The sequence below is a fragment of the Halomonas sp. AOP30-A1-24 genome (genome assembly GCF_052378165.1).
Classification (GTDB): Bacteria; Pseudomonadota; Gammaproteobacteria; order Pseudomonadales; family Halomonadaceae; genus Vreelandella; species Vreelandella citrativorans.
The window spans coordinates 13,979-29,216 of sequence record NZ_JBQSXL010000008.1 but is presented as its reverse complement, the minus strand read 5'-3'; the positions used below and the strand labels follow the sequence as shown (position 1 = coordinate 29,216).

14 protein-coding genes are annotated in these 15,238 nt (G+C 54.4%); 7 read left to right on the top strand and 7 right to left on the bottom strand.

Features of this window, described 5'->3' with window-relative positions; translation table 11 throughout:
* Positions 1 to 158: 158 nt before the first annotated feature.
* The gene (locus ACT3TJ_RS06225) at positions 159 to 1,214 is read right to left on the bottom strand and encodes a threonine aldolase family protein (RefSeq protein WP_087108506.1); all 1,056 of its coding nucleotides are present in this window, start codon (positions 1,212 to 1,214) and stop codon (positions 159 to 161) included.
* 144 nt (positions 1,215 to 1,358) lie between these two features.
* Positions 1,359 to 3,380, bottom strand: coding sequence for an FAD-dependent oxidoreductase (locus ACT3TJ_RS06220; protein ID WP_441678265.1), 2,022 nt, complete (start codon positions 3,378 to 3,380; stop codon positions 1,359 to 1,361).
* A gap of 159 nt (positions 3,381 to 3,539) precedes the next feature.
* Here ACT3TJ_RS06220 and ACT3TJ_RS06215 point away from each other — a divergent pair, with 159 nt between their 5' ends.
* Positions 3,540 to 4,451 carry a DMT family transporter gene (locus tag ACT3TJ_RS06215; protein WP_441678263.1) on the top strand — a complete coding sequence of 304 codons (912 nt, stop codon included), beginning with the start codon at positions 3,540 to 3,542 and terminating at the stop codon, positions 4,449 to 4,451.
* Positions 4,452 to 4,498: 47 nt separating this feature from the next.
* On the top strand, positions 4,499 to 6,064 hold the full coding sequence (locus ACT3TJ_RS06210; protein WP_441678261.1) for a GNAT family N-acetyltransferase: 1,566 nt from the start codon (positions 4,499 to 4,501) through the stop codon (positions 6,062 to 6,064).
* Positions 6,065 to 6,211: 147 nt separating this feature from the next.
* Here ACT3TJ_RS06210 and ACT3TJ_RS06205 read toward each other — a convergent pair whose 3' ends face one another.
* A complete protein-coding gene (locus tag ACT3TJ_RS06205) occupies positions 6,212 to 6,589 on the bottom strand; it encodes a winged helix-turn-helix transcriptional regulator (protein ID WP_087108499.1) in 378 nt (125 codons plus the stop codon).
* 203 nt (positions 6,590 to 6,792) lie between these two features.
* Here ACT3TJ_RS06205 and ACT3TJ_RS06200 point away from each other — a divergent pair, with 203 nt between their 5' ends.
* The 3 genes from ACT3TJ_RS06200 to ACT3TJ_RS06190 all read left to right on the top strand — a co-directional run bounded on the left by ACT3TJ_RS06200 (position 6,793) and on the right by ACT3TJ_RS06190 (position 9,260).
* The gene (locus ACT3TJ_RS06200) at positions 6,793 to 7,260 is read left to right on the top strand and encodes a nuclear transport factor 2 family protein (protein ID WP_087108497.1); all 468 of its coding nucleotides are present in this window, start codon (positions 6,793 to 6,795) and stop codon (positions 7,258 to 7,260) included.
* A gap of 154 nt (positions 7,261 to 7,414) precedes the next feature.
* Complete coding sequence (locus tag ACT3TJ_RS06195; protein ID WP_176372204.1) at positions 7,415 to 8,017, top strand: TetR/AcrR family transcriptional regulator; 603 nt, start codon at positions 7,415 to 7,417, stop codon at positions 8,015 to 8,017.
* A complete protein-coding gene (locus ACT3TJ_RS06190; RefSeq protein ID WP_441678259.1) occupies positions 8,010 to 9,260 on the top strand; it encodes a multidrug effflux MFS transporter in 1,251 nt (416 codons plus the stop codon). Before ACT3TJ_RS06195 ends, ACT3TJ_RS06190 begins: the two co-directional genes overlap by 8 nt.
* Before the next feature lie 79 nt (positions 9,261 to 9,339).
* Here ACT3TJ_RS06190 and ACT3TJ_RS06185 read toward each other — a convergent pair whose 3' ends face one another.
* The 4 genes from ACT3TJ_RS06185 to ACT3TJ_RS06170 form a co-directional block, all read right to left on the bottom strand.
* Complete coding sequence (locus ACT3TJ_RS06185) at positions 9,340 to 9,645, bottom strand: MGMT family protein (protein ID WP_192528207.1); 306 nt, start codon at positions 9,643 to 9,645, stop codon at positions 9,340 to 9,342.
* A 35-nt stretch (positions 9,646 to 9,680) separates the two neighbouring features.
* Complete coding sequence (locus ACT3TJ_RS06180) at positions 9,681 to 10,289, bottom strand: FMN-dependent NADH-azoreductase (protein ID WP_444665508.1); 609 nt, start codon at positions 10,287 to 10,289, stop codon at positions 9,681 to 9,683.
* Between the two features lie 166 nt (positions 10,290 to 10,455).
* On the bottom strand, positions 10,456 to 11,907 hold the full coding sequence (locus ACT3TJ_RS06175; protein WP_192528205.1) for an alanine/glycine:cation symporter family protein: 1,452 nt from the start codon (positions 11,905 to 11,907) through the stop codon (positions 10,456 to 10,458).
* Positions 11,908 to 12,002: 95 nt separating this feature from the next.
* Positions 12,003 to 12,878 (bottom strand): LysR substrate-binding domain-containing protein, encoded by an 876-nt coding sequence (locus tag ACT3TJ_RS06170; protein WP_192528204.1) that lies wholly within the window; start codon positions 12,876 to 12,878, stop codon positions 12,003 to 12,005.
* A 124-nt stretch (positions 12,879 to 13,002) separates the two neighbouring features.
* Between ACT3TJ_RS06170 and ACT3TJ_RS06165 the strand changes: the two genes are divergently transcribed.
* Together ACT3TJ_RS06165 and ACT3TJ_RS06160 are read left to right on the top strand one after the other, a co-directional pair.
* Positions 13,003 to 14,175, top strand: a complete 1,173-nt coding sequence (locus tag ACT3TJ_RS06165; protein ID WP_441678256.1) for a TauD/TfdA family dioxygenase — start codon at positions 13,003 to 13,005, stop codon at positions 14,173 to 14,175.
* Positions 14,176 to 14,217: 42 nt separating this feature from the next.
* On the top strand, positions 14,218 to 15,168 hold the full coding sequence (locus ACT3TJ_RS06160; protein ID WP_441678254.1) for an ABC transporter substrate-binding protein: 951 nt from the start codon (positions 14,218 to 14,220) through the stop codon (positions 15,166 to 15,168).
* The last annotated feature ends 70 nt before the right edge of the window (positions 15,169 to 15,238 follow it).

Below are 15,238 nucleotides of genomic sequence, written 5' to 3'. Positions count from 1 at the left end.
AAGCACTTCATCAGAAACGTTTAACGATTCTCTAATGATCAACATTGGCATGGCGGGCCAGGCGTCACGCCCTTTTATTGAACGTCTACAAAAAACCGCCGCTGCGTGTGCAGAGGCGGTAAAAAAAGCGATACGCCTGAAAACTCCAGAGTCTCTTACTATCCAGAATGCTGTTCAAGAGCAATTTTGACATCCGCGATAAGTAAATCCAGTAATTCAACGGTGGTATTCCAGGCACATACAAAGCGTGCTCCTCCGGCGCCAATAAACGTATAGAAGGTCCACCCCTTGGCTTTTAGGGCGCTAATTGCATGGGCTGGCAACTCAACAAAGACGCTGTTTGCCTGGGCAGGAAACATCAACGACACGCCAGGCAGCGCTTGCAGCCCTTGCGTTAAATATTGTGCCATTGCGTTAGCATGTTGAGCATTGGTGAGCCACGCCCCGCTCTCCAAAAGGCCCAACCACGGCGCTGATATATAGCGCATTTTGGATGCCAACTGACCTGCCTGCTTGCAGCGATACGAAAAATCTTCTGCCAGCTCGCGATTAAAGAACAAAATCGCCTCGCCCATCGCCAAGCCATTTTTAGTCCCAGAAAAACACAGTGCATCAACACCTACCTGCCAGGTCAGCTCGGCAGGCGTAGCATTCAAGCTGGCACAAGCATTGGCAAACCGAGCGCCATCCATGTGTAAGCGCAAATCATGCTTATCGGCAATGGCACGAATGGCCAGTAGTTCTTCGCGGGTATATACCGTTCCTACTTCGGTTGCTTGGGTCAGCGAAACCACTTTAGGTTTTGGGTAGTGAATATCGCTCCGCCGCGTCACCAGCGCCTCAATCCCCTCAGGGGTAAGCTTGCCATTCGCCCCTGGCGAGGTCAGCAGCTTGGCGCCATTGGAGAAGAACTCCGGGCCGCCGCACTCGTCGGTTTCAATATGCGCCAGCTCATGACAAATCACGCTATGGTAACTGCGCCCCATCGCAGAAAGCGCCAGTGAGTTAGCCGCAGTACCGTTAAAAACAAAAAACACTTCGCAGTCATAATCAAACATTTGACGAAAGCGGTTCGCCGCTCGCTCGGTCCAATGGTCATTGCCATACGCCAGGTCATCAACCTGATTAGCGTCCAGTAGATACGCCATGGCTTCCGGGCAAATACCAGAAGTGTTATCGCTGGCTAAAAAACGGGGGGTACACTCCGACGTCATGACAATTATCCTTATACCTCATATTGTTACAGCGCCAGCTGGGTGCCACTAGCGCCTTTAACATCACGTTATGCTTAATAAGGTGATGGATCAGTCAGTCTATCGTCATTTATGGACGAGCGTCACCCGCCACTATCAACGCGGTTAAAGCTGGGCAGCCAAGCGCATTCCCTGATCAATAGCGCGCTTGGCGTCAAGCTCTGCCGCCTCATCGGCACCGCCAATGATATGAATCTGTTTACCGAGCGCTTCAAGCGGCGCCACTAAATCACGCACCGATTCCTGCCCTGCGCATACCACCACCGTATCCACACCCAGCACGCTGTCCTCGCCATTGCGGCGAATATGCAGCCCATCATCATCAACTTTAAGGTACTCGCAGCCCGTCAAGGTCGAAACGCCGCGCGCCTTTAGCGAAGCCCGGTGTACCCAGCCAGTGGTTTTACCCAGGTACTTGCCAGGCTTTGAGGTTTTACGTTGTAGCATGACAATGTCACGTGCTACAGCGGGCGCCACAGGGGCTTTTAAACCGCCGCGTTCGCTAACGGCCAGGTCAACGCCCCACTCGTCGCACCAGGTATCGATATCAAGGGCCGGATGTTCTTCATGGGCCAAAAGCTCGGAAACGTCAAAACCAATACCGCCTGCCCCGATAACGGCAACCCGGCGGCCTACCCGTTCAGGGGATTCAATGGCATCGGCATAGCTCAGCACACTGGGGTGTTCAGCGCCGGGCAGCGACAGCGTGCGTGGGCGTACGCCGCTGGCAATAATAATATCGTCAAACTCAGCCAGTGCTTCTGGGATGGCACGGGTGTTCAAACGAATCTCTACCGCGTACTTTTCCAGCATTACGCGGTAGTAGCGTAGGGTTTCGTTAAACTCCTCTTTGCCTGGAATCCGGCGCGCGTAATTAAACTGCCCGCCCAGCGTGTCACGCTGCTCAAACAGCACTACGTGATGGCCACGGCTGGCGGCGGTAACGGCCGTGGCAAGCCCCGCTGGTCCACCGCCCACCACGGCCACGCGTTTAGGCGTGGTGGCGGGTTCAATCACAAGCTCGGTTTCATGGCAGGCGCGCGGATTAACTAAACAAGAGGTTAACTTGCCTGCAAAGGTGTGATCCAGGCAGGCCTGGTTACAGGCAATACAGGTATTGATTTCATCGGCCTGCCCCGCTTCGGCTTTACGCACCCACTCAGGATCCGCCAAAAACGGCCGCGCCATGGACACCATATCGGCGTGGCCTTCGGACAGCACCTGTTCGGCAATCTCTGGCATATTAATCCGATTAGTAGTGATCAGCGGCACCGAAAGCGCTGCTTTTACTCGCCGGGTCACTTCGGTAAAGGCGGCACGTGGCACGCTGGTGACAATCGTGGGCACCCTCGCTTCGTGCCAACCAATCCCGGTATTGATGATATCGGCACCTGCGGCTTCCACCGCCTGGCCAAGCGTAACGATCTCTTGCCACGTACTGCCGTCTTCCACCAGATCAATCATCGACAGACGAAAAATCACCACAAAGCGCTCGCCCACCGCCGCTCGAATGCGTTTAACAATTTCCAACGGAAAGCGCATGCGATGCTCAAAACTACCGCCCCAGGCATCGCTTCGCTGATTGGTACGCTGGCAGATAAACTGATTAATCAGATAGCCTTCCGAGCCCATTATTTCGACGCCGTCATAACCTGCCTGTTGCGCCAGGCATGCGCAGCGCACGTAGTCGGCAATTTGCTGCTCAACGTCGTCACTACTTAGTTCGCGGGGAGTAAACGGATTAATGGGTGCCTGAATTGCCGAGGGCGCCACCAATTCAGGCGAGTAGGCGTAGCGCCCCGCATGGAGAATCTGCATGCACAGATGCCCGCCTTCCGCGTGAACAGCCTCCACGACTTGACGATGCTCTGCCAGTTGGGTTTCATCGGTTAGCGCGTTGGCGCCCTGAAACACCGCGCCTTCCGGATTAGGGGCAATGCCCCCAGTGACGATTAAACTTACCCCGGCCCGCGCACGCTCAGCATAAAAAACCGCCAACCTTGCAAACCCATTGGGCGTCTCTTCCAGATTGGTATGCATGGAGCCCATTAAAATGCGATTGGGTAGCGTTAAATGGCCAATCGTAATTGGCTGAAAAAGATGCGGGTAAGCGGGCGCACGGGTCATTACGGTTCTCCTTGGCGTTATTCAAACAAGCGTATGACATCCAATCGCCGTCGTACAGCCCTTTACTACTTACCAGCGACGTTCAGGCCATCGCTTCTCAGTCTTGCTCATTGCGTTAAAGCACGTAACATTATCCGGCTAACGATAAGGAAAACCGCTATGCCGCTGATTTACTTTTTGCCGCCACTTGCCACCGTGCTGATCTGGTCGGGCAACATGACCATCAATCAGTTGACCGTAGGCGCTATTGCGCCGAGCAGCATCGCTTTTTTACGCTGGCTGTTGGCGCTAGCGGTGATGACACCCTTCGTGCTTCCGGCCGTGCTTCGTCATCGTGCGGAAATACGTCGCAACTGGCCGAAACTCGCCTTACTGGGCCTTTTAGGTATGGGGTTATGGCAAGGGCTGGCCTATGTTGCAGCGGAAACCACAACGGCTACCAACATGGGCATTCTAGCTGCGATGGTACCGCTTTTAACCGTGCTGCTGAGTGCGCTTATCCTGCGTGATCCGCCAACCCTGGGCGGCGTTATGGGGGGCGTGCTGGCCTTTATCGGCGTCACCGTGTTGCTGGGCCGCGGTAATCCCTTATCGCTTCTTCAGCTTGAAGTTGCCCATGGCGATGCGCTAATGGTGGTGGCAGCAAGCTGCTACGCGCTCTACGGCGTTATGCTAAAGCGTTGGAAAATGAACTTACCGCCTTGGGTAATGCTCTATGCTCAGGTATGTTTTGCGGTACTGTTTTTGCTGCCGCCCTATTTGATGGGGCCAATGACGCCTGTAGATAGCCAGAATATTGGGCTTATTCTCTATGCAGGCATTCCTGCCTCCGTCATTACCACATTTTTATGGATGCGCGCGGTCCGCCAAATTGGCGCTAACCAGGCGAGCATTTTTATCAACCTGATGCCTCTGTTCAGCGCACTGATTGCCATGGCGATGCTGGGCGAACAGGTGGCTGGCTTCCACTTTACCGGTGGACTTCTGATTCTGGCGGGCGTCATCATGGCGCAAACCTTGACGCGCCCACTGGTGGGAAACGTGTCGGTGAATAAGCCGGGCAGCGCCTAGCCATCATGCACTAGGCTGTTTTCTTTTTTATTCTGGAACCCCCTGATATGTCCCTGGAAGACCTGCATCTAAATGTGCGCAACCTGACGAGCGATGATTACGATCAGCTCAAGACATTGATGGACGCTGTCTATCATAATATTGGCGGCGCCTGGCCCCGTCACACCATCGACAAGCTGATTCAGGAGTTTCCCGACGGCCAGATCGCCATTGAAGATGACGGCAATCTGGTAGGCGTCGCACTAACGGTTCAGGTGGATTACGACGAGTTTTCCAACCCGCATAAATATGACGACCTGATTGGCCATCGTGAGATTATTCTCAACGATGAAAATGGCGATGCGATGTACGGGCTGGATGTGCTGATTCACCCGGACTACCGCGGCTACCGCCTGGGGCGGCGCCTTTACGAAGCACGCAAAGAGCTGTGTCGTTCGCATAACCTGCGCGCCATTTTGGCGGGTGGGCGCATTCCCGAATACTATCAGCATGCCGATGAGCTAACGCCGGCCCAGTACATCGAAAAAGTCTCTCGCAAGGAGATTTATGATCCCATTCTGTCGTTCCAGTTGGCTAACGACTTTCAAGTAAAACGCCTGCTGCGCAAATACCTGCCCGAAGATGAGCAGTCAAAGGGCTACGCGACCCTGCTCGAGTGGAACAATATTCTCTTTGAGCCTGCCGAAAACGTGCTGGATACGCGCCCGACCCAAGTGCGTGTTGGCGCCGTACAGTGGCAGATGCGTGAGTTTGCCTCGGTAGAAGCCGCCCTCCAGCAGATTGAGTATTTTGTCGACGCGCTTTCAGATTACCAGAGTGACTTTGCGGTTTTTCCGGAGCTGTTCACCACCCCGCTGATGGGCTTGCAAGACCGCGCCGCTCAGCAGGACCAAATGGCGGCGATACGTTTTCTGGCAGGCTTTACCGAACGCTTTAAAACCGAACTTTCACGCATGGCGGTCTCCTACAATATCAATATTGTTGGCGGCTCAATGATTGAAGTGGGCGAAAATGACCGGCTCTACAACGTTGCCTACCTCTTCCACCGCGATGGTGAAGTCGACAAGCAAGCCAAGCTGCATATCACTCCTCAGGAGCGTCGCGATTGGGTAATCGAAGGCGGTGACAACTTGCAGGTGTTTAACACCGATGCAGGCCGCGTGGGCATTTTGATCTGCTACGACGTGGAGTTCCCGGAACTCGGCCGTCTACTGGCCGACCAGGACATGGATATCCTGTTTGTGCCGTTCTGGACCGACACCAAGAATGGCTATCTGCGGGTTCGTCACTGTGGTCAGGCGCGCGCCATCGAGAACGAGTGCTACGTAGTGCTCTGCGGTAGCGTCGGCAACCTGCCCTCAATTGAAAACCTGGATATCCAGTACGCGCAGTCTGCGGTCTTTACCCCTTCTGACTTCGCCTTCCCCCACGATGCAGTGCTGGCGGAAACCACACCCAATACCGAGATGATTTTCTTCTCGGACCTGGATTTGACTCGCCTAACCGTGGTGCGCGCAGAAGGCTCGGTGACGAACCTGAAGGATCGCCGCAAGGACCTGTTTGATCTGCGCTGGCGCGACTGGTCATTGAAATCAGGCTCCATTGAAGTATAAGCGCGAGCTGGAAGCCCTATGCCAATAACCAAGTACGGACGCAATTCGGGTACATTTTAATAAATGAGACAGCCAACAAGCCCACGATTTAGTCGTGGGCTTGTTAGTTAGGGGATGTTTTTAATTCTCACATAGCCCGTTTCAGGTCTACGTCTGGCTAGCCTGATACTGCAAACGAGCGGCCACGATGGTGCGGTGATGGGCATCTGCCCACGCTACCAGCTGTTGCATCGGCTCAAGAAAAGAGCGCCCCAACGGGGTTAGAGTATATTCCACCCGTGGCGGGACTTCAGGATAGAGCGTACGCGTGACAAAGCCATCCTGCTCCAGCTGTTTGAGGGTACGGGAGAGCATCTGCTTTGAAATATCACCAATCTCACGCATCAAGGCATTAAAACGCAGCGTGCCGGGGGCCAGGGCTTCCAGAATCAGTAAGCTCCACTGGTCGCCAATGCGGTCAAGCACATCGCGAATCGGGCAAGGCTGTTCAAGAACGATCTCTTCGCTAGCGGTAATGGCAGTCATCACGGCTCCATGGATGGGCATGCAGTGGGCATATAGATGTGACCGGGTCAGGTAAATGTGACTTCTTGTGCGGTCATGGGAATTCCTTTAAGTTTACCCCAAGGTCTACATTTTAGACCGTTTATTAAGGTGAAACTCAAGGGGCATGATGCGGTGATTAGTGCTGCGCCTTTGATCCATCTACCCGAAACAAGAGTGTTGACATGTCGTTACTGAAACCGTTGAGCGTTGCCACGTCGGTGCTGATGCTATCTTTACCCGCCGTATCGTTTGCGCAAGCCGAACGTGATCTTGAGGCCGAGGAAGCAAACCGGGCATTGGTCATCCAGTTCTATAACCAGTTCTTCAACGAGCATGAAACAGAGCAGAGCTCATTGGTGCTGGCGGAAGATTACATTCAGCACAATCCGGGCGTACCGGATGGCAAGGCGCCTTTCGTGGATTACTTTGCAGGCTACTTCCAGGAAAATCCGGACTACCAGAGCGAGATCGTGCGTAGTGCAACCGATGGCGACCTGGTCTGGCTGCATGTTCACTCTACCAATGGTGATGAGGATCGCGGTGAGGCCGTTGTGGATATCTTCCGCGTTGAAAATGAAATGATCGTCGAGCACTGGGATGTCATCCAGTCTGTGCCGGAAGAAGCGGCCAACGACAACAGCATGTTTTAAATCGGATAGTGTCAGATTATTGGCCCGAAAGGGCCTTTTCTACACCACTCAAACCTACCTACCGGTCGGTAGCTTTTATAGTATGATGCGTCGCTTGGTTTTTGACATGCTTTAAGCATGCATCATCAAGATGTTTCATGTTCGGAGACTCGAAATGTTATCCACGACAACACCCGCGCTACGCCGGGTGCTCAACGCGGCCGTTGCCCAGTTTGCCCGGCATGGTTATGAGGGCGCCTCACTGGCGGGGATTGCTGCCGACGCCGGTATTCGCAAAGCGTCGCTTTATTCGCATATCAAAAATAAGGACGCGCTGTTTTTGGCGGTGTTTGAAGATGCCTTGAAAATTGAATCGCAATTTGCTCATGAGTGCTTTGAGCATTCCAATACTGGACTGCCAGGCCAGCACTATTGCGAATCGTTGTTGGCACGTTACGCCGACTCTGAGCACTTTCGGTTTCTGCTACGCACCTCGTATATTCCACCTGAGTCGCTTTTCCACGAGCTTCAGGAAGGCTACGAAACTTACATGCAACAGCTGTTAGCAGATTTTACGGCAGCGCTGCGTCGCCATGTGGGGGAGGCACTCTCCGATCAAGATGCCCTGATACTGGGCCACGCTTACATGGGCATGGTGGATAGCCTCCACGTGGCGCTTATTTATATTGGCACCGAGCGCTTTGAGGCACGTCTCAACGCGCTTGAGCGCCTTATGGGCGACAGCATCGCCAAGCTTGTAGGAGAGCATCATGACTGAACAGGCCATCCGTGAGAATACTCACCAAAGTACCGTGGGCATGGCGCTAGTCACTCTGCTGGCCCTTTTGACCGCACTCGATGCCATGGCGATTGATATGTATCTGCCCGGCATGCCGATGATTGCGCACACCTATGAGGTCTCGGCAGGCAGCGTGCAGCAAACGCTGTCGGTCTTTTTGGCAGGACTGGCGCTGGGGCAGTGCCTTTATGGCCCGCTACTGGAGCGTTTTGGCCGCCGAATGCCGCTCCTGGTGGGGCTTGTGATCTTTGTGGCGGGCTCGGTGGTTGCGGCCATGGCGCCCACGCTTGAGTGGTTACTTGCTGCCCGATTTTTACAGGCCATCGGCGCGGCCGCCGGATTGGTCGCGCCGCGTGCCATTGTGGCCGATCTTTGCGATGTAAAAAGCTCTGCCAAAATCTTTTCGCTATTGATGCAAGTCATGATGATTGCACCCGTCGTGGCGCCCATGATGGGAGGCTTTCTGCTTGAGCACGGTGGCTGGCGCGGTATTTTCTGGATGCTGGCAGCTCTCGGCGTTATTGGATTGGCATGGAGCCTGGCCGCCATTCCCGAGACGCTTGATGTTGGGCAGCGCACAACGCTTAGCGTAAGCAGTGTCGTGCGTGGGTATCTGGCTCAGTCTCGTCGTCGAGTCTTCATGACTTATACGGCGGCCGGAGGCTTTGTTCTGGGGTCACTTTTCACCTATATCAGCGCCGCAGCGTTTGTGTTTACCGACCATTTTGGCATGACCCCGACCCATTTCAGCTATCTGTTTGCCGCCAATTCTGTCGGGCTGATTATCGGTGGCATGCTGTCCAATGCGTTGTCTGCACGCGGTATGACGCCTGCCGGGGTAACTTATATCGGGCTTGGTATACATGCACTGGCGGGTGCGCTTTTATATCTGGTCGTCACGACGGATATGGTCACGTTCGAAACGTACGTGGCGCTGCTGGGGGTGGCGATTGGAGCGCTCGGACTGGTGTTTGGTAATTTGACCGCGCTAACCATGAACGCTGGCGGGGCGCAGGCCGGCGTGGCTTCGGCGCTGATGGGTACCCTGCACTATGTGGTCGCGGCGGCCGTTGGCTATGTTGCCAGCTTGGCGACCCAGGGGCCGCATCTGATGCCACTAACACTTACGCTGTGTGGCGTGGCCGCTTTATTGCTCTGCCGGCTTGCCGGTGCCATGACGAAAAAAGCACAGGACGTTCACCTCGATGGGGCACGTACTTAGCGCTTTTCAGAAAGGGATAAATGAACGAACAAACGAAAAAGCCGCGCAACCGCGCGGCTTTTTCATTGAAAGACTTATTCTACGGCTCATCCGGCCACACCAGGTGACGCGGCACGCGCCCATTGGCATCAAACATCACGCCTTCATCACGCAATTTCTGGTGCTGACGGGTAGCACCGCCGTGGTCAGCAAGTTTAAGTGAGGCCGCAATCACCCGGTGCCAGGGAAGCTCATGGCCATCGGGCAAGTGGCGCATGGCAGACCCCACCATTCGTGGTGTGGCGCCTTCTGTCATAGCGGCAATGCGCCCGTACGTCGTGACTCGCCCCGCCGGAATCTGATCGACAATCGTATAGATCTGCTCCAATAGTTCGGGACGTGCCATAACGGATTCTCCGTAATTACCTCAGGCTAACGGGCTTATAGCGCTTCCACCAACTGATCAATTGCCTGAAACGCTTCTTTCTGCGCTGCAGCACGCTGCTCTTCGCCCATGTTCAGGCCTTCTGCGTACACAACATCAACATCGGTAATGCCCATCAAGCCTAGCATGCTTTTCAGGTGTGGCGTTTGGCTATCCCTGTCCGACCCCGCATACATACCGCCACGAGCCGCCAGAATAATCACCCGCTTACCTTCGACTAGACCTTGTGGGCCGTTTTCTGTGTAACGGAATGTTTCGCCAGCACGCAGTACGCGGTCAAACCAGGCTTTTAACTGCGAAGGGATGCCCAGGTTATACATCGGTACAGCCAAGACCAACACGTCATTAGCACGCAGTTCAGCCAACAGTTCATCAGAGCGAGCAGCCAGTGCTTTCTGCTCGTCGCTGCGCTCATCAGCCGGTGTCTGCCATGCGCCCAGTTCCGCAATATCCAGGTGAGGAAGCGCATCGGCAACCACGTCGCGTTTAGTGACATCGACGCCTTCGCGAGCAGCCGCACGGCTTTGGAAGTGGTTGGCCAAGGCGATAGATTGACCGTTTTCACCAAGTACAGAGGAGGTAACCAACAGGGCACGAGTTGTCATTTTAAAAAAGCTCCAACGCAGGATTAATAAGGAATTGGCGCTATTTTACGATGATTTTGATTAATCAAAAGCGCAATGATATGAGCGTTACGTTCGATAAAATCGAATTATGATATCTATAAAAAAACCCTGCTTTTGTATAAGCAGGGTTTTAGTTGGCTGGTGATTAGTGCTTTTTAGGCCACGCCTTGGGATCAACCTTATTGGCTAACTTGGGGAATTTGCTGGGATCAAAGGTAGGTTCTTTGCCTGCCTTCAGCTGCGCCTCGTAGTCACGGAACAACGCAAAAGCAACAGGTGAAAGCAGCAGGATAGCCACCAGGTTAATAATGGCCATCATACCCATGGAAAGATCCGCAAAGTTCCAGATCGCCCCCAGACTCGCCACCGATCCCACCATGATCATCGCCAGCACCGCCAAGCGGTAAAGGAGAATCGCCACCGGCGCTCGACGACCGGCTAAATACTCAATATTGGACTCGCCGTAAGAGTAATTGGCAATCACAGAAGTAAACGCGAACAGCAAGATTGCGACGGCTACAAACATGCCCCCCCAATCGCCTACGTGGCTTGAAAGCGCCATTTGGGTCAATTGGATACCATTCGTCTCTTCACCGGCTAAAAGCTCAGGCCCTGCCATAATAATAATGGCCGCCGTGGCCGTACAAATAACCAGCGTATCCAGAAACACACCCAGCATCTGAATAAAGCCTTGGGCAGCCGGATGGTTGGGGCGCGTGCTGGCGGTAGCTGCCGCATTCGGCGCCGAACCCATGCCCGCCTCGTTGGAGAACAGGCCGCGTTGAATGCCGTGCATAATCGCTTGTGACACGGCATAACCCACGGCCCCACCAGCCGCTTGTTCAAGGCCAAAGGCGCTCTTCACAATGGTCATGATGGCTGCTGGGAAGTCACCGATATTAAGCCCGACTACAACAAGCGCGAGTAACAGGTAAAGCAGTGCCATTAATGGCACCACCAGCTCCGCGACCTTGGCGATGGACTTTAAGCCACCAAAGATAATCGGCGCCACAACGACCACCAAGACTAACCCCATGGCCCAGGTGGGAACAGCAAATGCCTGCTCCATGGCCTGGGCGATGGAGTTGGCCTGTACGCTGTTAAACGCCAATCCAAACGCGATAATCAAACAGATGGAAAACAGCACGGCCAGCCAGCGCAGTCCAAGCCCACGTTCAATATAACGGGCTGGCCCACCGCGGAAGGTGCTATCCCCATGGTCTGTTTTGTAGGCCTGCGCCAAGGTAGATTCGACGAAGCTGGTCGCCATACCCACCATGGCGGTCATCCACATCCAGAAAATCGCGCCAGGGCCACCAAAATAGATCGCCACCGCCACACCCGCCAGGTTGCCGGTGCCTACGCGTGCCGCCAGGCTCGTCGAAAGCGCCTGAAACGAGGAGATACCGTCACCAGCATCCCGCGAGGTGCGCAGCAGTTTAAACATGTGACCGAAATAACGTACCTGAATCGCGCCGGTTCGTATCGTAAAGTAGAGGCCTGCGCCGATCAGTAAGTAGATCAGCACACTGCCCCATAACAGCCCGTTGCCGCGATCAACCAACGCGGTCAACAGTTGAGGTACCGAAAAATCCATACAACACGCCTTTTTTTAACTTATCGGAGGCGCTTCATTCTTCACGCCTGCACCAAAATGGCAAGAAAATTGGTGTATTTATTCTTAAAACACCCCTAAGTGGCGTCAGTATCCTTCGCTAACCACACCCAGACCAAGGCCGCTTCGTCATCTACCTGCCGGCGGCTGGGACGTACCAGCCAGAACTGCTCATCGCTTGGCACACTAATGGACGGAAACGGCGTCACCAGGTCATTGCGCTGCTCCAACAAACGGCGATGAATGAGCGCTACCCCTGCGCCTTGGCTAGCTAACGCTAACGTCATCACCTGGTTATCGCATGTTATAGAACGACACTGCGTTTCCAAGTGACCCACGCCCGCCGCCTGCAGCCAGCCTGACCAGCCGACACCAAACCCTACCGCGTGAAGCAACGTGTGCCCTCTTAAATCGGCAGGCGTTGTTAGCGTTGCAGCAAGCGTTGGAGAACACACTGGTAGCAGTTGTTCATCGCCTAACGAGTGCATTTCAACGCCACTCCATTCGCCTCGCCCATAACGGATTTCGATATCGGCGCCCTCTGCCCCATAGTCATCTGGCCAGATAGCGCTAACCAGGCGAATGGAGATGTGTGGACAGTGCTGGTAAAGAGCAGCCAAACGCGGCGCCAGCCAGGATTGCTGGAGAATCGGCGTGGCTCTTAATGTCACAGGCTGCCCACTGGTAGCGCCAAACACCTCAGTCGTTCCTTCGCTGATCCGCGAAAAAGCATCATTGATACTGGGCAGCCAGGCTTGCCCAACAGGCGTGAGGGTTAAGCTTCGCGCATGGCGCACAAAGAGCTTTTGCCCCAACCGCTCCTCCAACAACCGAACTCGCTGACTAATGGCCGCCTGGGTAACGGCCAACTCATTTCCAGCCGCGGTAAAGCTGAGCGTTCGCGCCGCCGACTCAAACGCCTGCAGCCATAATAGTGGCGGTAACTGACTCATGGGAAACCCACCTATAAGTAAAACGAGGCCTTAGGGGCCATATTAATCATTTGTTTGAGCCATGACGAATGCGCATCCTAAGTGGCCGAATTTAAGCGTTTTTCATCACCATAAAGAGGCAAAAATGACGAGTACAGTGTTTGCCGCCGAAGCGCATCAGGCGCCCCAAATGGGCGAATTTACCCCTTACGACTCAGGCCCATCACTAAGCGACGCGATGCTCACCGAGGAAGGCGTGACGCTGACATGGCAAACCAGCGACGTTACTACGCTACCACTGCTTTGGCTGCGCGATCACTGCGCCTGCCCTGAGTGCCGCCACCCGCAAACACGCGAGCGGCTCTATGTTCCTCTGGCTGACATTAACGAAGCACCCGATATTAGCCTGCAAAATGGGCACCTCTATTTACACTGGAAGGACGGACATACCAGTGCCTTCCACAGCGGCTGGCTCTATCAGCGCCGCCCGGAAACGCGCCTGACATCACCTGTTCCGAAGTCGGCTCCTTGGGTTGATAATTTTTTCCCTGAACGCATTTTACATGCTGACCTCCTCACCCCAGCGGGTGAGAAAGCCTGGATTACTGCCCTGCTACGCGATGGTTTAGCGCTGGTTACAGAAGCCCCATTGATGGAAGAAGAAGTCAGCCGTTTAGCGGAACGCATTGGCCCACTGCGCACGACTAATTTCGGCGCTCGTTTTAATGTACGCTCAAAGCCTAACCCTAATAATGCGGCGTATACGGCGGCAGGTTTACCCCTACATATAGATTTGCCCAACTGGCAGCAACCACCGGATATCCAGCTACTTTACTGCCTAAAAAATGAGGCCAGCGGTGGCGAATCACTGTTTGCCGACGGTGTCCGAGTCGTTAACGCATTGCGTCACCAGGACTCCAACGCGCTGACTATTCTGAGTGAGACCCCGATCGATTTTCGTTTTCAGGACGAGGCAACCGATATTACCGTTCGTGCCCCAGTCATTACCCTTGATAGCAGCGGCAACCTGGTAGAAATACGCTTGAATAACTGGATTCGGGATACCCTTCATCTTCCCGCCTCACAAATGAACGCATGGTACCGTGCCTATCGGACGCTGTGGCAGCTCTTCCACAGTGAAGCGCATCAGTTGGAATTTACGCTGCGCCCCGGTCAAATGGTGGCCTTTGATAATCGGCGTGTACTCCATGGACGACGAGAATTCGACCCCAATAGCGGCGCTCGTCACCTCCAGGGCACGTATTTAGACCGCGACATGCTCACCTCTCGCCTGCGTGTGTTGGCACGCCACTCATAAACCGCTCCCGCGCGATATAAAAAACTCAGCAAGGAGATCTAAATGAAAACCTGCCTACGCCTCTCACCCAGCATGCCTTTGGTAGCAACAGCACTCTTATCCGCTGCATTTGCATCCACCACGCACGGCGATGATCAAACACTTGATTTTGGTGTTCCCGCTTGGCCTGGCATTACCGTAAAGACGGAAATAGCCGAGCAGCTGTTAAACCCGCTGGGTTATGAAACCCGCGCGCAAGAAATTGGCCTGCAGGTGATCTATCAGGGTATGGAGAGCGGTGATATCGATGTATTTCTGGGCGCCTGGCTGCCTGCTCAGCGTGACATGTTCACCCCACGCAAAGAGTCAGGCGTGCTGATTGATGTGGCGAACAACGTTGACGGCGCGCAAATGACGCTGGCGGTGCCTAGCTATATTTACGAGAGCGGCATTCAAAGTTTTGCTGACCTTGCCGAAAACCGCGACCTGTTTAACGGTCAGATTCTCAGCTTTGGCGCCGGCTCGGCCGCCAGCGAAATTCTCCATGACGCCATTGATAATGACGCTTGGGAGCTGGGTGACTGGCGCCTGGTTGATACCAGCGAAATCGCCATGCTGTCCGCCGCTCGCGATGCTATCGAGCGTGAACAAGCGGTGGTCTGGGTCGGCTGGACTCCTCACTGGATGAACCTTGAGCTACCCATGCGTTACCTGGAGGATCCAGACAATCTGTTCGGTGAAAACAATGGTGAAAGTGATGTACTTACCGTGCTGCGCGCCGACTATGCTGAAGCCAACCCCAATATCACTACGTTTTTTGAGCAGTTCAGCTTCACCGCTGACGAACAAAGCTGGATGATCCAGGCGTTTGGCCAAGACGAGCGTGCGCTTTCCGAGGTAGCCCAGGAGTGGATCAGCAATCACCCCAAGCGGGTAGAAGCCATGCTTACCGATGTAACGAACACCGACGGCGAACCCGCTTGGCCAATTATTAAAGCGCAGCTTACATTATGAGTGCGAATCTTATGCCAACGCATCGCAACCATGTAACGTAGCAAGGATGCACCGCGGCCCTCACCAGTCG